This window comes from Bradyrhizobium sp. 154, from assembly GCF_023073875.1.
GTDB lineage: Bacteria > Pseudomonadota > Alphaproteobacteria > Rhizobiales > Xanthobacteraceae > Bradyrhizobium.
The window spans coordinates 21,595-43,535 of sequence record NZ_JADPKG010000040.1 but is presented as its reverse complement, the minus strand read 5'-3'; the positions used below and the strand labels follow the sequence as shown (position 1 = coordinate 43,535).

Below are 21,941 nucleotides of genomic sequence, written 5' to 3'. Positions count from 1 at the left end.
TCTTCTCCGGAGTTGGCCTCAGGGCCTCGCGCCGCTGCTGCCGCTCGCAATTGGCGACGCGCAAGCGATGGCGTCGTATATGGTTTTCTGTGCTCGTAAAAGCGCCTGACCCGAGCAGGAACCGACCGCCGCCGGCGCATCGCTGCGCAAAGGAGAGCAGTCGAGGATATGGAGAAAATGCAGGTGATACCGCGTCGTTCACAATACGTCGTTCGAGTTCGTCATCCTTTCGCAATGAGGTGAGCCACACGACGGTCTTCGTCACGGTCGCTCTTCGATAAGCCTTCGATGACGCCGGCGCGATCCGCCGCATTGCGGTTCTGGCTCATCTTCCGCGTGCCATCGAGCCGTGTAATTTGCAATCGCAGACCGACAATCCCCTTAAGCTCCGTTTTGATGAAATCGGCAGGGGCGTCAGACACCGCCCAGCGGTCTTTGCCCGAGCGCTCATGCACATCGGTTAGCCGCGTGACCACCTTTCGCAGCCGATCGGCATCATGGAAGAATTCGACCGGCCCGTAGGCATGCACAGCGACATAGTTCCACGTCGGTACGGCCTCGCCTCTCTCGTGCTTGGTCACGTACCAGGAGGGGCTGACATAGGCCTCCGCTCCAGCGAAAATGGCCATCGCCTCGCCAGTCGGTGTCAGCTTCGACTGCGGATTCGCACGCGCCACGTGGGCGTAAATCGTGCCCATGGAGCCTTCGCGCTCGTCGAGTACGACGGGCAGCATCGTTCCAACAAGCCCTTCGTGAGTAGCGGTAATCAGTGTCGCCGAGCGTGCCTGGCGCATTGTCCGATGAACGTCGGTGATATCGACAACTTGGAAGGAGGGCGGCGTGTACATCGACGAAGCTCCCCGGCAGCCCGACGGAAAGCCGGGCGACTCATCATTCGGACTGGGTACACCTCATGCTGGATCATAAAAAGGATCAGTTTTGGTGGGTGGTTTCAGTCCTCCGCGCGCGCTAGGCCCTGGGGGCAGTAAACCTATGACGCGTCAAAGGTGCAGGTGCACATCGGAGGGTGAGTTTGCACTCTGGTCAGCCGTTGCCTTCTATGCGCCCGCTTGCAGACGAATTCGGCTCTTCGCGGCGATGACTGCAGCACATGAGCAGCTTCACCTTAGGGCTGTGAGTGGGGACGACCAGAATTGCGGCTGAGCCCTGCTGCATCAGCTCGAAGCGCCGCGAGTCGCAGGTTGGCGGTGACTGGCTGTGCTAGATCCGCCCCTGGCACTGGACAGACAATCAAAAACAAGGAAATCGTAGCCATTCCGGCGGCGTGATGATTGCCGGTCATGAAATCGATAGGAGGCGTCCGTCCGTGTGATGTGTCTGGCACGCGACATACGGGGCCAATCTGGCCCATCTATATCGCAGAAGAAGGGGCCCGACATCCGACGTGCAATCCAGGAAGACGAGGATCCCAGCCGCGCCGCCTATCTGTTTCCCGCGGATGGGAATTATCATGCATCACGCGTTCTGGTGCTGGTCGAGAATGCCGAAGAGCTCAAGCGCCTCCCGCCGGTCCAGCAAAACGTCAGGAGCGACGGCCCATCCTCCCAGGCCAGACGTGTTGCGCGCTACAGTATTCCGCTGACGGGGCCTCGAAGCATCGACCGCTGCTTTCATCGGCCGTGATTGGCTCTATGGCTACCCAGATCCATCACAGCTGGCGCGGAGCCTGCGGCTTGCACACTTCGGCTGTTGCGTCGCATGGTTCCGATCTTCCGATCCTGCCTCATTGAGGACGATCTGATGGCGTTAACGCCGCATGCTGATGACCTATTCCGGTTCAGCATTTCAGTTCGAGAGTTCAAGTCCTCGTGCGGATTTTCCGGGTAAGAGAGAGCATATGCCTATGAAGGACACGATGAGCACATCAAGGGGTCGTTGCGCGTGCTCGGCGGACTTGCTGTCGTCGTCTGCGTCTCTTCCGTGCTCGGATCGAACAATGTGCGATCGGAAGCCCTCAAGGGCTTTGGCTCTGCAGCGACGGGCGGCCTTGGAGGCGAGGTAGTTCAGGTCAGATCAACCAAAGCTCTGAAGTATGAGTTGTGTCGTTCGTACAGCTACGGGCACTGCAATGACAATAGTCCGCGCGAGATCCAGGTAGCCGGAACAATAGACTTTACCGGTACGGAAGGGCAAGGCGAGGGGCAGGGTTGCCAATACGGCCGTGCTTGTTCGGCACCTTACAAGAGTGAGTCCCTTCTCCTTATAGACGGCAACGATGCGCATTGCGATGGCAAGGAGAAGACATTGGTCGGCTTCGACAGGGCCGGCAAGCGCCCGCTGGAGATTGGCTCAAACAAGACGGTGATCGGCGTTGGCCCGATCGCTACAATCAAAGGGAAGGGCTACGCCTAAATGGGGTGAGCAACGTCGTTATTCGCAACCTGACCATCAGCGTTATCAATCAAGGCGTGATATTTGCCGGCGATGCTATTGCAATTGCACGAGCCGACCTGGTTAGGATCGATCACAACCGATTTCACAATATCGGGCGGCAGATGATTGCCGGCGGTTTTGGCCCTACGACGAATATTACGATTTCCTGGAACGACTTCGATGGCAGCGATACCTATTCCTCCTATTGTAACGGGGAGCACCATTGGAATCTCCTGTTTCTTAGTGTCCCGCAGACGATCACCATCGCAAATAACTATTTCCATGAGATGTCAGGGCGGGCGCCGCACATTGACGGTGCGCAGGCTGTTATTCATCTCCTTAGCAATTACTTCCGCAATACGAATGCGCAACAGAGCGGCGGATTCTTCCATGCAGTGGATGCTGGACCATCTGCGCAAGTACTGATCGAGGGCAACTACTTTGACAACGTTGAACACCTATCAAGACTGGTAGTCGACATATCTTTGGCTTGTTGAGCAAACCAGCCGGACCGTGCAGAACATCTGCCTCGCCTTGCTCGGACGTCTGTGCATCGAGAACATCGCGATCCCAGTAAAACGGATCAATGGCTTTCGCCTGGATGAAGCCGTAGTTCATCGTTTGGAGCTCTTCCAAGGTCATCTATTCCTCTTCCATTTCCAGCCGATGGTGTTTCGGCAGTGATCACGGCCAGGGCAGGTCCCGGACACCTTGAGAGCCGGTGATGGCCCTTTCGCAGAGGCGGCTCGAGACTGGCCGACGTCCGCACTGTTAAGCGGAGGGCGCATACTGGACGAGAACAGCACGCACAGCTGGCTGCCCGGCGTTGCACGAGGAGCGTATGGCCGTTCTCTTCGGGTGCCGAGCGGTACATTTCTTATCGATTATGTGCCCTATGCCTTTCCCGCCGACCCATCCTGTACCTGACGGACGTTCACAGCTCCGTTTTCCGACTGGCATGGTGCTTGCTCGAGAGTACCCGTAGCGCGAGGCTCGCCTACGAAACCGAGTCACACGCGCCCTTGCCCGCTTGAAGAATCCGCAAAGCTTGGAAAAATTCGCAATGAAACAAACGGCTTCGACCGAGAGTGTCATTCCACTGACCGACGTCGTCAAGCGCGCAGCGCGCATCGGTGTTGAAATCAGAAATATCACGCTCTCGGGTGATTTACCGAGCCAAACTATCGCTGGGATCAACAGCTTGCTGCTCGAACACAAGGTGATCTTCTTCCGTGATCAGGGGCATCTTGATGACGCGGAGCAGGAGCGCTTTGCTGCTTGTTTGGGAAGGCTGGTGCCGCATCCGACGCTCGGTACGATCAATGGAACGACCTCGATCATCGAGCTTGATTCCGCGCGCGGAGGTAGCCGGGCTGATGTATGGCACGCCGATGGAACCTTTCTCGCGGCGTATCCTAGACTTGCGGTGCTGCGAGCCATTGTGGTCCCATCGTCCGGTGGCGATACGATTTGGTCGAACGCTGTGGCCGCCTATCTGGATCTGCCGCGGCCGCTCCAACGGCTTGCCGACGAACTCTGGACCGTTCACAGCAACGCCTTCGACTACGCCGGGACCTGCCGTGTTCGCGAAATCGACCAGAAGCATTTTGATGAGGTCTTTACCAAAACGATCTATGAGACGGAGCACCCGGTGGTCCGTGTACATCCCGAGACCAGCGAGCGCGCGCTGGTGCTCGGCGATCTGGTGCAAAGGTTTATTGATATCCCAAAACGCGACGGTCAGAAGCTGTTTGATCTATTCCAGTCTCATATCACGGCACCCGAAAACACCGTACGCTGGAGCTGGAAAGAAGGCGATGTCGCGATCTGGGATAACCGCGCAACGCAGCATTATGCGGTCAACGATTACGGTGACCAGCATCGCATCGTTCATCGTGCCACAATCGATGGTGACGCGCCCGTCAGCGTCGACGGTCGATGCAGTGTAACGCGCCTCAAGACGACGAAGCACCCGTCCACGAAGGTTGGCTAGCAAGGCTCGGCAAATTCACCGATCATGCACTGCTCTTATCGCATGTTCGCGCGAATAGATGTTTGAGAAGAGAAGTGAACCCAGCAGAACGCCACGCGCATTGGGTGGGAGGGCTAACGCGCCGCAGACTCGGGAGGCGACCTCCTTTGCTGGAGTAAGATGCTAAAGCTCGTCTCGACCGACGAAAATGAGTCAGCATTCGAGTGGCGCAAGTCATCCGGCCGCGTCCGCGTCGATTTGCCGCCGAAGGGGGGCACATCTCCGCCGACCTCGCGCATCGCGTTTCGGCCAGCGCCACGACCGTCGGACAGATATAGCGATTGCCGTGGTTGGGTAGCTTTGGCACCTGTGTCGCGGTTCCGCTTACCACACCTCTTCGGCGTGAACTAAGCTCCGAGGGCACGATTTCGGCTTGTCATGGGGAGCTCGGACGCGAGTCTGACGAACTGCACCAGCAATCATCCAAAAGCAATGTCGCTGCCGCAAGCTCAGCACTCAATTGAACAAATGAGCATCGGAGATCATTCCGCGGCCGGAGGGTATAGCTCTTGCGCAAGTACGATGTCGGCCTATCGCCCATAGACCGAAGCAGCAGGCTCTAACCTACCATTCCCAACAGCATGCTACGTTGGATATCACGGCTCAATTAGGGGGTACCCGGCTTCGCGTCAGGAGCACAGCGGATACCAAAATCGCCGTGATGGGTGACCCACACCGTTGAAAAGGGCGAGTGGGGATATCGACTACATGACGGTCCGCGCAGTCCTGAGAGCCTAGAAGAATATCGACGTAGATACCAATATATTCAGGGCGTGTCCTGTTTGCGGCGTGTAGGTAATGCTTGTCGGGTGATTGATGTACGTCAGTCCTACGGTTGTATATATCCCGGGCGCCAGATGCGCCGTATACAGTCCCGAAATTGCTGTGCTGTCCCGGTGCGCCAGCTGCTCTTTCCCCAATGCAGCGTCCACCGCGAAATGGCTCCAGATGGTGTTGTTGACAACAAGACTCATCTGATCAGTGGGCCGGCTGTCAAACAGGCCCTTCGCATACAGGCGAAGCTCGTAGTACTGGCTAGCCCTATTTAGGTCAGGCGGAGCGTACATCGCAGAGAACCCGCCATAGATTCCGCGAGATGCCGAGCCATGGACGGCAGACTGCCAGAATTGCCTATCCGCAGCTACATAGTAGACGCTGTTCGCCTTGGCTGTCGGTTGCGTCGGATGCTGTAGGTCCGTGTAGCTGCTGTTGTTAAAGCCCGCGCCAGCCCGCAGCCAAGTCTCGGGTACCCCGGGAGCAGGCTTGTTCTTATAGCAAACTTCATCAAGTAAAAGAATGCCCGCGTCGCGCGTGCTCCAGTTCAAGCCAGTGGGGTTTTCGCTTACATGCGTATATTGACCGGCTGGACTGAGCGAGCGCTGGATTGAGAGCTTGTTATATAAGCGATCGTCAAAATTGTACTTCAGATTAAGAGCCGGCGTTGGCGCCCAATTGTTGCTCATGCCTGCTTGGAACAGCATCTTCGACGAGGGGCCAAACACTTTTTCTCCGGCACCCGCAAACTCATGTTGGTTCCTGAGGTAACCCACTTTGAGTTCGATCTTCCTTTCAAACAACGTTTGATAGTAGGAAACCGCACTGATTCCCAGTCGGTCTGGCCCGGCGCTCTTCCATGTCCAATATTGATGCTCTGCTCCCACGACGATCTGACCGTCGGGAATCCCAAACCGAGCGAGGTCATAGGTGACGATCATAGAGTTGACGGTACTAAATGTCGGATTCTGGCCGACATATTGTTGATTGGCGATGGTGCTTCTGGCGGCATTACCGAGTTGATTGTTGGCAAACGTGTTTAGGGTCCAGCCAGCGAATCCAATCCCGAGATCCGAAAGCTCGGATCTGACAGAAGCTGTATCCTGATCTATGGTGTCCGCAGGACCAGGCCCAGTGAACGCCGCACCTTTTTCGCGGAGCTTCTCGAATTTTGCGAATGGGTCAATCTGCTTTTGACTTCTGCTCTTGGTGGTGACCTCCGCACTGTCGCGCGTTGTGGTAGACCTAGCTGCTTTTGGCAGCGAGTTCCCAGAAAGGCGCGCTGCTCCTTTGGGCCGGCCGCTTCGGAAGGTTACAGCCGGATTCGAAATTGTTTGGCTTCTTGCTCCGGCGAGCTCATCGGGGCTGTGACTTCTAGGGCCAGAGATATCACGAGGTTCTGCCTCCGCCGAACTGCAGGCGAGACTAGCTATCAGGGAAAGGAGAATACGCCCTCTTGACTTCGCACTTGGTCGAGAGATGAAAGCAACTTCGCCAGCCGAGTATGTCCGCATGGATACTGGCGCTATACCGCAACAATGCATCGTGATTTCCACGTCCGTCGATTTGAATAAGGTGCACGTCCACCTGACGGTCTAGACCGGTTCGGGATCCTAGTGCTCAAGGCGGACTAGGTGACGCTTGAGGCCAGGCGGCATCTCTGTGCCAACGAGACCCGCTCAGCCTTCCGCGCTATCACCACTGCTGGCGCAGCTTGGCCAACGTGGTGGTACCCAGCGCGGCGCAACCCAGCCGCTCGATCGCTAATCGAGTGCAAGCATCTGCGTGTCGAGACGGGGAGTGGCCTGCTCGATGTGACGTTCGCCGGCAAGAGATTGGCGGCCAGCGCCGGAGCCCAGGGATTCTCGCGACAAATCCGCTGCCACGAGGATGTTCTTCAACAGAGAGCCGCGCTAGCTGAGCTCGCATAAGAACACGCCGGACCCTAGAAACGCCCGCAGCTCGGTCCATGGGATGAAGCACAGGCGGGCAGAAGGGGCTAACATCTTTTGACGCCCGTAAGCTCGCTGAGGCCGGCACGAGGCCTTGATTGGCTCTCATGGGAAGATGGAGAGCGCGATTGGAGGCGTTTTGATAGCTGCGGGACCAGACAGAACATCCATCAGCTCGATTGGATTTACCGGATCTATATCGCATCGCGACTTCGTCCTTGATGTGGCCCGAGCGAGTTTCACCGGCACTGACTGGCATGTGTCCGTCATCTCCATCAATTGCTAGGTTTGGTAGGTTGACCGGGCGCGGGACGTCGGCCTCGCTGTGCGAATCTGTCGTGCCGCTCGGCGCGAGACCGTCCCGGCGTTCGGGACGAACTCCGGTATGGCAGCATCGAGGGGTGCTATTCGGGAAGGTCGCTTCGATTCCGGTTGCGCGAGGCTCTTACGGGAAACTTGTTTCGATCCCGCGGGATCCGGTTCTAACTGTAGTGCTCGATTATCGTTGGCGCCGTGTCGCGCCGGCGCCGGTCCTTTTGTGCTCTTTGGTCTAGCTCATCGCGTCGACCAGCTGCTGCTCTGGATTGCACGCAGCGATCCGTAGCGATCCTGGTCGAGCGGCGACCATGCACATCAATAGGATCCGTCGTGCATCACCACGAAGCGCTCCTCTTTGCTGGGAGTTCGTATCCAGCGTAGACCCCAGGCTGATTGCGGTATCCCGGGCTGCCAGCGCTTGAGGAGGTCGAAATATCCTCGTACATCCGGACGAGCTCGATCAGGTTTTAGATACCGAAGTCGCTGAACGCCTACATCTCATCTTCTCCGACGCGGTAGACCCAAATGAAGCCGTCCTCGATCGCCATTTTGTTGGCGACGTCCCGCAGCCAGTCGTCGTCCTGGTCGAGGTCCGCGGCCACACGGGCAATGGTGGTGATGTGATGAACTTTGTCGGTCACGCCGCTTGAGCGGACTGCGTTGCAGTCGGGGGGTCCAATTGCCGGCAGCAACTCGCCGAGCTGACTTCGCGGCTAGGGCCGGGTCGGCTCTCGTCGCGCAGCTGCGGACGGCGTCCTTTACGAATTTGGCGCTGTACGTGAGTGCACCAGGTGAGCGAAAATCGTTACCCGGGCTTCTGGGCGCGTAACGGAAGGTAATGCATTCATACGATCAGCGCTCCTTGGCTGGTCTTGTCAGAGCGGCGCGCCAAGATAAGCATCGAATGCGGCGGCCACGGCGCGAGTTAGAAAACGATGCTCCTGCCTCACGCGGATGAATCCCTTTTCCACCTCCACGATCCCATCCTCGGCGAGCATTGCCAAGCGTTCGGGTGAACCGAGGAACGGGACCGGGTCAAATCCATGAGCAATGCAAATTGCCGGCACGTCGACCTCGAAATCGCACATCAGCCGCTCGATGATTGCGGCCCGGACGCGGTCTTCAAGGCTGAGACAGTAGCCCTTTGACGTCGCCAGACGGCCGGCTTTGATTTGGCGGCTGTAAGAACCCGCTGCAACTTCATTCTGGACGTAACCATCGCCAACTCGGCCGATGGCCGACGGGCCGAAACCGATGACTTTATGGCAGGTGTCGGCCGAGTAACCCAGTGAGTTCCGCCGCAGGCGACCGGCTTTCTGCGCCAGCGCGAGCTCATCGTCCGGCAAGGCGAAATGGTCAAGTCCGATTTGGCGGTAGCCCGCAGCAATCAGTGTATTGGCCATTGCCGCGGCCTGTTCTGCACGGGCAGGGCCGTCTGGCAGCGCTGCCTCGTCGATCAGGCGCTGATTCTTCTTAAAGGAAGGAACATGCGCGTAGCCAAATACCGCAAGCCGGTCTGGTCGCATGGCCACCGCCGTAGTCGCGGTCTGAACGCAGGACTGCACCGTCTGATTTGGCAGACCGTAGATGAGGTCGAAGTTGATGCGCATTACTCCATGCTGCCGCAGCATTTCGACAGCGCGCTCTGTTTGTGCCTCACTCTGAACGCGGTTAATGGCCTTTTGAACAATTGGATCGAAGCTCTGGACGCCCAGGCTCGCGCGGTTCACGCCGGCAGCCGCTAACGCTTCGGATGTGGCGAGCGTGAACGTGCGCGGGTCGATCTCAACAGCGATGGCGGCCGTTTTCGAAACCGCAAAGCGGCGGCGCAGAAGTTCCATCAGTGCCCCGAACTGCGCGGGCTCGATGAGGGTCGGCGTTCCACCGCCGAAGTGCACGTCGCTCACAGGCAGCCGTTGCGGCACCTGCGCCGCGACCAACTCGATCTCCTTACGAAGAACCGCCAAATATTCTAGGATGGGTGAATCCCGGCGAGTGATGCTTCGAGCGAAGCCGCAATACCAGCAAATCGATCGACAGAACGGAACGTGGAAATAGAGCGACACGGACTCATTAACCGGCAGGCGCTGCAGCCATTTCTCAGAGGCTTCGGCGCCGACCACCGTGGAGAACTGGGCTACAGTTGGATAGATGGTGTACCAAGGAAGGCGAGCATCGCAATACTTTTCCAGGACCGAGGTCTGCAACGATTGTTCCTATGTTTACGAATTTTGTGGTCGCAAGCGAAGTCTTTTGCATTCCCTTTTGCCGACAGTAGTCGGGAATGTCGCTAGACAATTGGGAGCTTGCGTGACGGCCGATCTGCTGACGAAACGCGGTGTGGGATAGCAAGCCGTTCCTCTCGAAGACAGAGAACAACTGCTGCACGCGAGATACTCGAATCAACACGGCCACGGCGGGGCCCCAGATTCAACTCCGCTTCGCTAATCTCCGACGTTCGCCAACGAGACATCCACCGGGGCCGTTGACGCTGCTAGAGCTCGAACTGCTCCACGAACTGACTCGTGCGAGGTTCATCGATCGAAATTGATACGTCGCCTCGCAATGTTTATCAACTGACAAGGTTTGGTAGTTGACTTCTGCCTGGCGTATTCCCCGTTTACCCAGGGATCCTGCGCCGGCTCGGGGACATCCCGGTACGTAGTCGAACTTCACCAATGCGAGGATCGTCGGTGTCGCGCGGCGCCACGGCTGTTGGCGTGAGTGTGTTCTCGCAGTTGGTATGGAAAAAGTAATGAGCCGGTAGGCGAGGGAGAAGTGATCGATGAACTTGAACAGCCGTTTCAGACTTGCCACCGGTTTTGCACAGATCGTCAAGGCACCTATGGTGGGTGGTGGTCGTCTTCGCGTGTCTGGGCACTGCAGGAGTCTATTTTTGACCGACGTCCGACAATATCTCGAGAGCTCGGCGGTCCGTGAAGTTGCTCCATGGCTGAGCTTGTCACCGACGCCGGGGCGGTACCTGTCGGAGGTTCCATCGGGACAGGCTCACGGTCAAGCGGCTTCACCCGAGCTCGCGTCCTCGTCGGGCACGGCGTGTGCAGAAACTTCCAAACACGGCGCAACCAGGACGTCGGGCCCCGACGACGCATAGCCGAAAACGAGGCTCAAGAACCAGAACGCATTCTTCTTCTAATTCAGTACATCCAGCCTCTTGAGATCGGATGACTTGACCTACGATCGAGCCTCCGCCGCGAACATTCTACTCGACGCCACTGTTCGTCCCATAGCCACAAAGCGCGCAAACCAACAAGCAAATCGTCCGGATGGACCATGTACGGCGCATAGCCCGGGAGATCGCGGCGCGCCTGATAGTTCTACGCGGTATTCCTGACTGCCTCAGCTAGCATCGCGTAAAGCTGCCGCTTGCTCATTTCCTGAGGCTGGCTATCTAGCGCCTTTTGCGACAGCTTCTTTCCGACGCAATCGCGACCAGCCGCCATCGCCGTCGGCCTTCGCTTCGGGGCGGGTCTAATCTTGGGTTTTGCTGTTGGTGGCTTGTGACCTCGAGTTAGGCCCAACCGAGCTAGCCTGCCGCAAACTGCGTTGCGACTGCACTCGAGATGACGCGCGATCTGCGCGGCACTCTGTCCCGCGGCCCAGAGCTTTTCCAGCTGTGCCAATTCTCTTTTATTCCAGCGCATGGACGCTACTTTAGTGCCAGTTGTGAGGTCAGGTTAGTTTACTCTTCGTCCGGCTCGCGCACGATCGCCGCGTTTGGTCTCCTGTTCATTCATTCTACGAAAGCCCGCATCGCGAGTGAAGGAAAAACGAGTGTCCTTGGCAAACCGCGCTCTCTTCTTAGTCCCTACCGTGATTAGGGTCCCATCTGCTCGCGCAATATAAGTAGTCGAGTGGGAACCGGGCGTGCCGCTTGGTGCCATCGCTGCGAGCGCTTGCGTCCTGATGTTGACTAACACAAAAGCGAGTTCGCGCGCCTCCCCAATCTTGATAGGGGAGCTTCGCTCGCCTTTTCACTATTCTTCATCGACCAGGGCCGAACCAAGTTCCCAAGTAACTTCGGCCGTAAGATAATTTTAGAGTTCTGACGATTGTGCGAGCTCTCGCGAAGCCGAGCCATGGACATGCGTCACACATTGTTACTGTAGAGCCCGGCTCGTTGTGTTTCGACCGAGCTTCCATGCGAGTGCAAAATAGCGCATGAGCCGAGCTTTCAAAATTGCACGCCAACGTCCGCGAGACAATCATGACAGACTTATCGGCAGAGAACGCCTGCGAGGAGGCTGACATCCCGCTGAGCCGCCTTGATGTAAGCGAGCCCAAGCGCTTTGAAGATGATACCGTTTGGCCTTGTTTCGAGCGGCTGCGAAGGGAAGATCCCGTCCATTACTGCGAAAACAGCCCGTACGGCCCATATTGGTCGATAACAAAATACCGCGACATCGTAGCCGTGGATTCAAATCACACAATATTCACGTCAGAGCGAAGCGTCACAATTGTGGACCCGCCGCAGAAGTATTGGACTCCCAGTTTTATTAAGATGAGTCCTCCTGTCCATGCTCAGCAGCGTAAGACTGTCAGTCCGATCGCGGCATCGGAGAACCTGGCCAAGCTTGAAGGCTTGATTCGCTCGCGGGTTCAGAAGATCTTGGACGGTTTGCCGCGCAATGATACCTTCAACTGGGTCGATAGAGTCTCCATCGAGTTGACGACCCAAATGCTGGCCACGCTGTTCGACTTTCCATTTCAAGATCGGCGGCTGCTGACCTACTGGTCGGACGTAGCCGCCTTGAGTCCACAAATGGGCCACCAGATCGACAGCTGGGAAAAGCGAAAGGCGGTGCTGTCCGAGTGCTTGGATTATTTCACACGGCTTTGGAGCGAACGGGCAAAATCCGCGCCGCGCGCTGACCTAATCTCTATGATGGCGCATTCACCGGCGACCCGAAACATGGAGCAATGTGAGTTCCTGGGCAACCTCATTCTGCTGATTGTTGGAGGTAACGATACTACGCGCAACTCAATTACCGGTGGCGTCTTGTTCATGAGTCAAAATCCGTCCCAACTGCGAAAACTCCGCGATGATGCTTCGCTAGTGCCGGGGGCGGTATCCGAGATTATACGATACCAAACGCCTATCGCGCATATGCGCCGGACCGCTGTGGACGATTTCACGATAGGGCACAAGCAAATCAGGCGAGGCGATAAAGTTGTGATGTGGTACATCTCTGGCAACCGAGACGACGACGTTATTGCTAGCCCCAACAGCTTCATCATCGATCGAAAACATGGACGGCAACATCTCTCTTTTGGCTTTGGGATTCATCGTTGCATGGGTAGGCATCTTGCAGAGCTGCAGCTGAAAATCCTGTGGCAGGAGATGCTGAAGCGATCTCTGGAGGTAAAGGTGGTCGGCGAACCGGAGCGAGTTCAATCCAATTTTATGCACGGTTATTCCGCACTGCCGGTGCAGATTCCAGGTTAGTCTCGGTTGCGAGCGACATTCAACACTGGTCATATCGTGCAGAACCAGTTAGGACCTCGTGGAGACCAGTTGTCTCGGTAAGTTCACCGGGGTTGCCTTGCGGGCTTCCGGGTGTTTTGACGATTGCCGGCAGGGCCACAGCGTCGCTATCCCGCCGAAGACCTTGGCCGGGCAGTTGCGATATTCATCGCGCCACCCCCTGCTACCACCTTCGACGGCCTCGCTTTCTGTGTCCTGGTTGTGCTCGGCCGAGCGGCCCTCTCGGCTTGTTCTGGGCGAAACGGTCGCTCGCGTTCACCTTGGAGGGATGGTGAGCGGATCGGCTCTCTCCGAGAAGCCCCAAGTGGCGGACCGATCCGTAATGGCTTTGTTTCCATGGGCGATCGCCTGCCGGAACTTTCCACCCCGGTCGCTTGGCTTCAAAAAGCGCGTCCACCCGACAGTTCTGTCATGCGATATCCCCTCGACATGCCTGAGCGGGCAAGGCCTTTTTGGCGGTAGGCTGATCGCGCTTAAGCGGCGTGAGCGGCGGTCTGAGGCTGTTCGATTGCCCAGATTGACGACCGGGTGCTGATGGAAGCTTGCCGTGAGGCCGCGTCGTGGAACCGACTCTTGAGGATCGCCGTCAACGTCTCGGCCGCGCAATTCCGCAGGGAGAACCTCGATGCGCAAGTCCGAAAGGCGCTGGGCGAAAGCGGGCTGTCGCTGGCCGGCCTCGAGCTCGAGATCACCGAAGGCGTGCTGATCGAGGATGTCTTGCGCGCGAAGAAGACGATGCAATCGCTCAAGAGCCTCGGCATCCTGATCGCGCTGGACGACTTCGGGACCGGGTATTCCTCCTTGTCCTACCATCGAGGCCTTCCCTCTCGACTGGATCAAGATCTATCGGGCATTCGTGGGCTCGCTTGGACAGAACGAGCGATCGTTGGCCATCGTTCGCGCTGTCATCGGCTCGCTCAGGGTCTTGGCGTGCCGGTGCTTGCTGAACGGATCGAAACGAAGGTCCAAATGTCGCTCCTTGTCCAGGAGGGCTCTGATGAGATGCAAGGCTACTTGATCGGACGCCCGTAGCGTCTTGCGGCGGAAAGTCGGTCCAAGGCGAGGGTCCCATCTCTCGTCCAGTCGGCCTTGTAGGGGAGATTGCGGCGGGCTCGACAAAGCTGTCTTCAGGATTCGGCATTGAAGGACCCGGACTGAAATCCAGACCGGCGTCACTGGTGCGAGAGCTGCCAGCAGGCCCAGTACCGCGAAAATCAGGATGATCTAGAGGACGTCAACATCCGCGCCGCATTCGCCTGCGCGCACCGTAACGTCAGGCCGGCTGCTAGGCCACAACCTGATGGGAGGTCGAACCGGTTTGGTCGTTTTGGGCTTCAACTCCGCCGCAGCAGTTGGCACACGTTTTGGCAACTCTGATCCTCTTGGCCGGAAACGCAGCCCGCGGCTTGATTGCGGCAAGAAAGGCCCGCCGAAATGCGTTCGGCGGGCCAAGTCGGAGAGGAGAAACGCGGCCGGGTGAAAGCGATCCGGCATCGAGATTGTGCAGGCGCTGGCGGTTGCGCAGTACGATCTGGCGGGCGCCGGAGATGCCGAGTATGCGCTTTGCGTGAAGCTGCGAGAGCGCGCGCGACACGGTCTCGAGCGTGAGGCCGAGATAGTCGCCGATATCGCGCCGACACATCGGCAGTGCCATCATGCCGGCGACGGCGAGGCGGCGATCCATTTCGAGCAGGAAGGTTGCAACACGCTCCATCGCCGTCTTGCGCCCCAGCAGCAACATGTGATCTTCGGCGTGACGCAGCTCGCCCGCCGTCATGACCCAGAGCTTGCGCGCGACCTGTACGTCGGTGCTGGCGGACCTTTCGAGGCTGGCTCGCTCCACGAGGCGTACGCTGGTGGCGATAATCGCTTCGGCCGCAAGGCGATGCGTCTGGCCGGGTTCGAGGCCGAACACGTCACCGGGAAGATGGAACGCGCCGATCTGACGGCGGCCGTCGGAGAGCAGCTTGTAGCTGCGCACCGCGCCGGAGACGACCTGATAGACATATTCGGCGGGCTCGTCCTCGCCATAGATCTCCTCGTCCTTGCGATAAGAGAACTCGGTGGCAACGAGGCCGGCATGTCCGGCGATCGCGCCGAACTGTTCGGAAACGGAAAGCGCGGGAGCGATCTTACCGCCGATTTGGGTCTTAATCGCCTGGGTCTTGAGCGTCTGGGTCAGCATCTGCGCCATCTCCGTTGTGATGGTGCATTGGTACGCGGGATCGCGCGATCCGGAAATTTCGAGCGATATCTTAAGGAGGTTTACCTACGGAGAATCCCGTAGGTCAGTGGCCGCGCCTGTCCTGGATGGCGTGGCGGATGCATTTCGCCAGGTTTTCATCGAGGAGCGGCTTCAAAATCACGTCCGTGATCCCTGCCGCCGCTGCCTTTACCGAGATATTTCCGTCGGGATAGCCGGTGATCAGGATCACGGGCCTGTCGGCGTCGGATTGACGCAGCCGCCAGGCCAACTCGATGCCATTGATGTCAGGCATCTTGTAGTCGATCACGTAGCAGTCCGCGCCGGGCGGGGTCGTCGCATTGAGCAGCGCCGGAGCGCTCCTGAAGGTCCGCACGGCAAAACCCTCGGTTTCCAGCAGGAAGCGCAGGGATCCCAGCACAGCGGCATCGTCGTCGACCACGTAGACGGTGGGCTTTGCCGATGCGCCTGGGGGCCGCTGATGGGGCGAGCCGATCTCGATCATGCCTGCGTGGCTACCACAGGCCCGCACACGTGCCTTGACCTGCCTCAATCCTTCAGCATGCCGGCGCGCATCGCCATCCGGACCAGTTCCGAGAGGCTGTTGGCCTGCATCTTGGTCATCACATTGGCCCGGTAGACCTCGATCGTGCGCGGGCTGATGTCGTATTCGCGGGCGATCAGCTTATTGGAGAGACCTGCGATCAGCCCCTCCATGATCTGGTGCTCGCGCGGGCTCAACGAGGCCACACGGGCGGCCATATCCTGAGCGATAGCCTCGTTCTTGGCGACCGGTTCGGCCCGGCGGATCGCGGCCTCGATCATGGTGACGAGGCGGTCGTCCTCGAACGGCTTTTCCAGGAAGTCGACCGCACCAAGCTTCATCGCTTCGACTGCGAGCGGCACGTCGCCGTGACCGGTCATGATCACGATCGGGAACGGACTGTGCTGCGCCTTCATGCACTTGAGAAGCTCGATTCCGTCAACGCCCGGCATGCGGATGTCCGAGACTACGCAGCCGAAGGCGAGGCCGGGCAGGGCGCCGAGGAAGCCTTGCGCGTTGTCGAATAGGGTGACGCCGAAGCCGCAGGAATCCAGCAGGAAATTCAGCGAGTCCCGCATCGCCTCGTCGTCGTCGATGACGTAGACATGTCCCTTGGTTGTCATGAATCAGTTCTCGTCGGCTGCCGGGAGGGTGAAGCGGAATGTTGCGCCACCCGATGCGTTGCTCTCGGCCCACATGCGGCCGCCGTGAGCCTCGATGATGGAGCGGCTGATGGACAGTCCCACGCCCATGCCGGTCTCCTTGGTGGTGAAGAAGGTCTGAAACAGGTTTGAAATGACGTCGCCCTGGAAGCCGGACCCGCTGTCGGACACCTCCACTTCGATCACATCATCGGCGATGCGGCTGTTGGCAATAACGAGCTCGCGCGGCGGCGACTGCGCCATCGCTTCCAGCGCATTGCGAAACAGATTGACCAGGACTTGCTGGATCTGCACCCGGTCGGCGAGGACGAGATCGGCGTCCGGATCGAGATTGAAGCGGAGCTGCACGTTCTGCTCGCGGGCGCCGGCAAGCCCAAGCGCGCCGGCTTCCTCGATCAGCTTGGACAGGCTCTCGACCCGCTTCTCGGACTCGCCGCGAGACACGAAGTCGCGTAAGCGCCGGATGATCTGGCCGGCGCGCAACGCCTGTTCGGCGGCGCGGTCCAGCGCGCTTTCGATCTTCCGTGTGCTCGGATCGCTGCTGCCGGCGAGCAGCCGTCGCGAGCCCTTCATATAATTGCTGATCGCCGCGAGCGGCTGGTTGAGCTCGTGGGCGAGCGCAGAGGCCATCTCGCCCATCGCGGTCAGCCGCGAGACATGGACGAGCTCGGACTGCAATTCCTGGAGCCGCGCCTGGGTCTGTTGATGCTCGGTGAGGTCGCGGATGAATCCGGTGAAATAAGGCTCGGCGCCCGACTGCATCTCGCCGATCGCCAGATGCATCGGAAAGGTGGTTCCGTCGCGGCGCTTGCCCGTCACGATACGCCCGATGCCGATGATATGCGGATCTCCGGTGGTGCGGTAGCGCGCGATGTAGCCGTCGTGGCGGGTGCAGTCGGGCTCAGGCATCAGGATGCTGACGTTCTGGCCGATGGCCTCCTGCTCGGGCCAGCCGAACAGGCGCTCGGCCGCCGTGCTGAAGAGCTGGATGATGCCGTGGCCGTCGATGACGATCATTGCATCGGGAATGGTCCGGAGGATCGACTGGAGGTGAGTCTCGCGGGTGCGCAGTGCCTCCTCAACCTGTTTCTCCTCGTTGACGTCGAGAAAGATGCCGCTGAGATGGCGGGCGGCACCGGCGTCGTCCCGGATGAGACCTGCCCGGGCGCGAATCCAGCGCCCCAGGCCTGAGGCATTGGCAACTCTGAAGGATACGTCCAAGCCGCCGCCGTGGTCGACGACATGCTCGATCGCGCTCTCCAGGCGCGCGCGGTCCGCGGGACCGAGGCGCGAGAGAAGGAGTTCATAGCTCGCCGGTTGATTCCGTTCGATGCCGAGCAGCATTCTCGCGGTTTCCGACCACTCCAGCTCGCGCATCCTGAGATCGAGATCCCAGGTGCCGACGCCAAAGCCTTCGATCCGAACGCCGAAATGCTCGCCGCGAGCGTCCTCTGGCGGATGCGTTACGCGGCTCAGCGACAAGCTATTGCTCCCATTCTCCCGCGGCGGGGTCCCGTGGCGGCAATTTCGCCCAAGGCCGGACCGGAGGCAAGTTCGGATGTCTGATCGGCGGATTTCTCCCAACTGGGCGCCGAAAATTGATCTACCTCATCCTGCCTTGCGTCGGCGCGGCTAGATTTCCACAGCAACGTACTGCCCGGAGGCTCCCGATGACATATCCGACCGTGGTGGTCAGCCTGGCGCTCGATCAGCCCAACGAGGCACGTCTTCAGGTCGCGGGCGAACTCGCCGAGCGGTTCGAGGCGACCATTGTCGGCGTTGCCGCGGCGCAGTTCGCTCCGCCGCTCTATTTCGCAGATGGCGCCGAGGCCCTAGGGCTGATCGATCGGGAGCAGGCTTCCGTCAGGAACGCCTTGCCGAGCTGGAGGCGCAATCCGCGCCGCGACGAAGGCGCGCGGCGGACACTCGGAATGGCGCAGCGCCCTGGATTTTCCCAGGCGGTTTGTCCTGGCGCAGGTGCGGTGCGCCGACATCGTCGTCAGCGGCGGATATAGCCCGCTTTCTCCGATGCCTTTTCGCTTGCAAGCCTGAAGGATCTGGTAATGCAGGCTGGCCGGCCGCTCCTGATGGTAACCGACGGAGTCAACTGGCTCGATATGCGTAGCGTGCTCATAGTCTGGAAGGACACGCCCGAGGCACGGCGGCCGGTTGTCGATGTATTGCCGAGGCTGCGCAACGCGAAGGACATAACCATCGTCGAGCTTCCGGAATACGCTGGCGACGGCTCGGCCGCGATGGGGCGCGTCACGGACGGTGCCACATGGCTCGCTCGCCACGGCCTCGCTGCGATCGCGCGCATCCCGGAAGCCGCGACAAACCAAACCGCCGCCGCGCAATTAGAGAAGATCGCCTATAACATCGGCGCCGGCTTGATCGTCGCCGGCGCCTACGGTCATTCGCGCTTCCGCGAGCTGATCCTCGGCGGCGCCACGCATCATCTGATGACGCAATCGGCCCGCTGCGTGTTCCTGTCGCACTGACGGCCGGCGAACCCAGACCAATCCAGGAGGACGCGCCGTGTACAAGTCTCTTGAACAGACCGTCGGCGGCTACATGACACGCAACGTACGGACGGCTCAGTGCGATCTCGACCTGCTCGAACTCAGCGAGATGTTCGAGCGCGACGATTTCAACTCCTATCCAGTCGAGGATGACGGGCAGGTGGTCGGCATCGTCAGCAAATTCGACATCCTGAAGTGTTTCGCCTTCACGCCGAGCCAGATGCTGACGCGCTATCCCGACCTGATGAGCCGCAAGATCGGCGACGTCATGACGCCCGAGTTCATCTATGTCAGCCCCGACACAACGCTGACGCGCGTGCTCCAGATCATGGTCGAGCATCGCATCAGGAGCATCATCGTGCTCGACGGCGCAAGGAAGCTGGTCGGCATCATCGCCCGCGAGGACGTCATCGCGGCGCTCAAGGCCACCGCGCGGGACTGATCCCGCGATTTCAAGCTCCGTGATTTTCCGGAGGCAATGCTTCGCGGTGTGCGCCGTGCCGTGCGCAAGCAATTGATACTACTCCCTGATCCGCATCGGTCTCACATCAACGGAAACCCAGCTAGCTTGATTTCAATCAATTCCCCGCGAGGGCGAATGTGGTTTCTGGCGACGTGTTCTTTCAGAGAGAATCCGCATGAGCCAGCCCGCCCTCTCCAAATCCATGACGTCAGGTGAAAGCGGCCTGGCTATCGTGTTCGCAGTCACCGCCTTCTTGTGCGTGATCGCCTCGGCCAAGGCGCTCGACGCGTCCTTCGCCTTCCACGCCGCGCTCAGCGCGGCGGCGAGCCTGGCGGCGGTGTTCTGCATCATCAACCGGTACTTCGATCGCCCGGCGGCATTGCCGCCGGCTGAGATCAACGGCCGCCCCAACTACAACATGGGCCCGATCAAGTTTTCCTCCTTCATGGCGATGTTCTGGGGCATCGCGGGCTTCCTCGTCGGCGTGATCATCGCCTCGCAACTGGCCTGGCCGGCGCTGAACTTCGATCTGCCCTGGATGAGCTTCGGCCGCCTGCGTCCGCTGCACACCTCCGCCGTGATCTTCGCCTTCGGCGGCAACGTGCTGATCGCGACGTCCTTCTACGTCGTCCAGAAGAGCTGCCGCGTGCGCTTGGCCGGCGACCTCGCGCCCTGGTTCGTCGTGATCGGCTACAATTTCTTCATCTTGATCGCCGGCACCGGCTATCTGCTCGGCGTCACCCAGTCGAAGGAATATGCCGAGCCGGAATGGTACGCCGATCTCTGGCTGACGATTGTGTGGGTAGCCTATCTGCTCGTCTTCCTTGCCACCATCATCAAGCGCAAGGAACCGCACATCTTCGTCGCAAACTGGTTCTATCTCGCCTTCATCGTGACGATCGCGGTCCTGCATCTCGGCAACAATCCGGCCCTCCCGGTCTCGGTGTTTGGCTCCAAATCCTACGTCGCCTGGGGCGGCATCCAGGACGCCATGTTCCAGTGGTGGTACGGCCACAACGCGGTCGGCTTCTTCCTGACCGCCGGCTTCCTCGCCATCATGTACTACTTCATCCCGAAGCGCGCCGAGCGGCCGATCTATTCCTATCGGCTGTCGATCATCCACTTCTGGGCGCTGATCTTCCTCTACATCTGGGCAGGTCCCCACCATCTGCACTATACGGCGCTGCCGGACTGGACGCAGACGCTGGGCATGACCTTCTCGATCATGCTGTGGATGCCCTCCTGGGGCGGCATGATCAACGGCCTTATGACGCTGTCGGGCGCCTGGGACAAGCTGCGCACCGACCCTGTGCTGCGCATGCTCGTCGTCTCCGTCGCCTTCTACGGCATGTCGACCTTCGAAGGCCCGATGATGTCGATCAAGGTGGTCAACTCGCTCAGCCATTACACCGACTGGACCATCGGCCACGTGCATTCCGGCGCGCTCGGCTGGGTCGGCTTCGTTTCCTTCGGCGCGCTCTACTGCCTGGTACCATGGGCGTGGAATTGCAAGGGGCTCTACAGCCTGAAACTCGTCAACTGGCACTTCTGGGTCGCAACCCTCGGCATCGTTCTCTACATCTCGGCGATGTGGGTGTCGGGCATCCTCCAGGGTCTGATGTGGCGCGCCTACACCTCGCTCGGCTTCCTCGAATATTCCTTCATTGAGACGGTCGAGGCGATGCATCCCTTCTACATCATCCGCGCCGCCGGCGGCGGCCTGTTCCTGATCGGCGCGCTGATCATGGCCTACAATCTCTGGATGACGGTTCGCGTCGGCGAAGCGGAAGTCCAGAGGCCCCTCGCTCTTCAGCCGGCGGAATGAGGAGTTTTCCATGTCGTTCTGGACACGCCATCAAGTCTTCGAAAAGAACTCGATCATCCTGATCGTCGGCATCCTGCTGGTGATCGCGATCGGCGGTCTCGTCGAGATCACGCCGCTGTTCTACCTCAAGAGCACGATCGAGGCGGTCGACGGTGTCAGGCCCTATACGCCACTGGAGCTCGCAGGCCGCAACGTCTACGTCCGCGAAGGCTGTTATCTCTGCCACTCGCAGATGATCCGCCCCCTGCGCGACGAGGTCGAGCGCTACGGCCACTTCTCGCTCGCCGCCGAGAGCATGTTCGACCACCCGTTCCAGTGGGGCTCCAAGCGCACCGGTCCCGACCTTGCTCGCGTCGGCGCCAAATATTCCGACGACTGGCACGTCACCCATCTGACCAACCCGCGCGCGATCGTGCCGAAGTCGGTGATGCCGGGCTATCCGTTCCTCAGTCAGACGGAGGTCGATCCCGACATGATCGCCGACCACATGCGTACGCTGAGAACCGTCGGGGTGCCCTACACCGACGATCAGATCGCGAGCGCCGGCGCCGATATGAAGGCCCAGGCCGATCCGGACAATTCCGGCAGCGATGCCTTCAGCAAGCGCTACGCCAAGGCCGTCGTGCGCAATTTCGACGGCAAGACCGGCACGCCGACCGAGATGGACGCGCTGATCGCATATTTGCAGATGCTCGGCACGCTGGTCGACTTCAAGATCTACAACGAGAAAGCCAATTTTCGCTGAG

General features: G+C 59.4%; 18 protein-coding genes and 1 pseudogene. 10 read left to right on the top strand and 9 right to left on the bottom strand.

Annotated features, from left to right (window positions below):
• Positions 1-221 precede the first annotated feature (221 nt).
• Positions 222-848 carry an FMN-binding negative transcriptional regulator gene (locus tag IVA92_RS08565; protein WP_247279000.1) on the bottom strand — a complete coding sequence of 209 codons (627 nt, stop codon included), beginning with the start codon at positions 846-848 and terminating at the stop codon, positions 222-224.
• Positions 849-1,896: 1,048 nt separating this feature from the next.
• On the opposite strand from IVA92_RS08565, the gene IVA92_RS08560 reads away from it, so the two are divergent.
• From IVA92_RS08560 to IVA92_RS08550, 3 genes are all read left to right on the top strand, one after another.
• Positions 1,897-2,373: a hypothetical protein gene (locus IVA92_RS08560; RefSeq protein ID WP_247278999.1), complete on the top strand. Its 477-nt coding sequence runs from the start codon at positions 1,897-1,899 to the stop codon at positions 2,371-2,373.
• Between the two features lie 5 nt (positions 2,374-2,378).
• Complete coding sequence (locus tag IVA92_RS08555; protein WP_247278998.1) at positions 2,379-2,891, top strand: hypothetical protein; 513 nt, start codon at positions 2,379-2,381, stop codon at positions 2,889-2,891.
• Positions 2,892-3,457: 566 nt separating this feature from the next.
• On the top strand, positions 3,458-4,387 hold the full coding sequence (locus tag IVA92_RS08550; protein ID WP_247278997.1) for a TauD/TfdA family dioxygenase: 930 nt from the start codon (positions 3,458-3,460) through the stop codon (positions 4,385-4,387).
• A 773-nt stretch (positions 4,388-5,160) separates the two neighbouring features.
• Here IVA92_RS08550 and IVA92_RS08545 read toward each other — a convergent pair.
• The 4 genes from IVA92_RS08545 to IVA92_RS08530 all read right to left on the bottom strand — a co-directional run bounded on the left by IVA92_RS08545 (position 5,161) and on the right by IVA92_RS08530 (position 11,135).
• Entirely contained in the window at positions 5,161-6,714 is a 1,554-nt protein-coding gene (locus IVA92_RS08545) for a carbohydrate porin (protein WP_247278996.1), read from the bottom strand.
• A gap of 1,247 nt (positions 6,715-7,961) precedes the next feature.
• Positions 7,962-8,111 carry a hypothetical protein gene (locus IVA92_RS08540; protein ID WP_247278995.1) on the bottom strand — a complete coding sequence of 50 codons (150 nt, stop codon included), beginning with the start codon at positions 8,109-8,111 and terminating at the stop codon, positions 7,962-7,964.
• A 234-nt stretch (positions 8,112-8,345) separates the two neighbouring features.
• Entirely contained in the window at positions 8,346-9,677 is a 1,332-nt protein-coding gene (hemN, locus tag IVA92_RS08535) for an oxygen-independent coproporphyrinogen III oxidase (RefSeq protein WP_247278994.1), read from the bottom strand.
• Positions 9,678-10,808: 1,131 nt separating this feature from the next.
• On the bottom strand, positions 10,809-11,135 hold the full coding sequence (locus IVA92_RS08530; RefSeq protein ID WP_247278993.1) for a GcrA family cell cycle regulator: 327 nt from the start codon (positions 11,133-11,135) through the stop codon (positions 10,809-10,811).
• A 563-nt stretch (positions 11,136-11,698) separates the two neighbouring features.
• Between IVA92_RS08530 and IVA92_RS08525 the strand changes: the two genes are divergently transcribed.
• Positions 11,699-12,937 (top strand): cytochrome P450, encoded by a 1,239-nt coding sequence (locus tag IVA92_RS08525; RefSeq protein ID WP_247278992.1) that lies wholly within the window; start codon positions 11,699-11,701, stop codon positions 12,935-12,937.
• Between the two features lie 546 nt (positions 12,938-13,483).
• Positions 13,484-14,008, top strand: coding sequence for an EAL domain-containing protein (locus tag IVA92_RS08520; RefSeq protein ID WP_346658120.1), 525 nt, complete (start codon positions 13,484-13,486; stop codon positions 14,006-14,008).
• Between the two features lie 457 nt (positions 14,009-14,465).
• On the opposite strand, the pseudogene IVA92_RS08515 reads toward IVA92_RS08520, so the two are convergent.
• The 4 genes and pseudogenes from IVA92_RS08515 to fixL all read right to left on the bottom strand — a co-directional run.
• Positions 14,466-15,161, bottom strand: a pseudogene (locus IVA92_RS08515) (helix-turn-helix domain-containing protein); the annotation flags it as partial.
• Positions 15,162-15,264: 103 nt separating this feature from the next.
• Positions 15,265-15,684: a response regulator gene (locus IVA92_RS08510; protein ID WP_247278990.1), complete on the bottom strand. Its 420-nt coding sequence runs from the start codon at positions 15,682-15,684 to the stop codon at positions 15,265-15,267.
• Between the two features lie 44 nt (positions 15,685-15,728).
• Positions 15,729-16,346, bottom strand: coding sequence for a response regulator FixJ (gene fixJ / locus IVA92_RS08505; protein WP_247278989.1), 618 nt, complete (start codon positions 16,344-16,346; stop codon positions 15,729-15,731).
• 3 nt (positions 16,347-16,349) lie between these two features.
• A complete protein-coding gene (gene fixL, locus IVA92_RS08500; RefSeq protein ID WP_247278988.1) occupies positions 16,350-17,867 on the bottom strand; it encodes a sensor protein FixL in 1,518 nt (505 codons plus the stop codon).
• Positions 17,868-18,055: 188 nt separating this feature from the next.
• Between fixL and IVA92_RS08495 the strand changes: the two genes are divergently transcribed.
• From IVA92_RS08495 to ccoO, 5 genes are all read left to right on the top strand, one after another.
• Positions 18,056-18,400 carry a hypothetical protein gene (locus IVA92_RS08495; RefSeq protein ID WP_247278987.1) on the top strand — a complete coding sequence of 115 codons (345 nt, stop codon included), beginning with the start codon at positions 18,056-18,058 and terminating at the stop codon, positions 18,398-18,400.
• A 48-nt stretch (positions 18,401-18,448) separates the two neighbouring features.
• Positions 18,449-18,886, top strand: a complete 438-nt coding sequence (locus IVA92_RS08490; RefSeq protein WP_247278986.1) for a universal stress protein — start codon at positions 18,449-18,451, stop codon at positions 18,884-18,886.
• Between the two features lie 37 nt (positions 18,887-18,923).
• Positions 18,924-19,349 (top strand): CBS domain-containing protein, encoded by a 426-nt coding sequence (locus tag IVA92_RS08485; RefSeq protein WP_247278985.1) that lies wholly within the window; start codon positions 18,924-18,926, stop codon positions 19,347-19,349.
• A gap of 196 nt (positions 19,350-19,545) precedes the next feature.
• Positions 19,546-21,195, top strand: coding sequence for a cytochrome-c oxidase, cbb3-type subunit I (gene ccoN / locus IVA92_RS08480; RefSeq protein WP_247278984.1), 1,650 nt, complete (start codon positions 19,546-19,548; stop codon positions 21,193-21,195).
• Between the two features lie 10 nt (positions 21,196-21,205).
• Positions 21,206-21,940, top strand: a complete 735-nt coding sequence (ccoO, locus tag IVA92_RS08475; RefSeq protein WP_247278983.1) for a cytochrome-c oxidase, cbb3-type subunit II — start codon at positions 21,206-21,208, stop codon at positions 21,938-21,940.
• The last annotated feature ends 1 nt before the right edge of the window (position 21,941 follow it).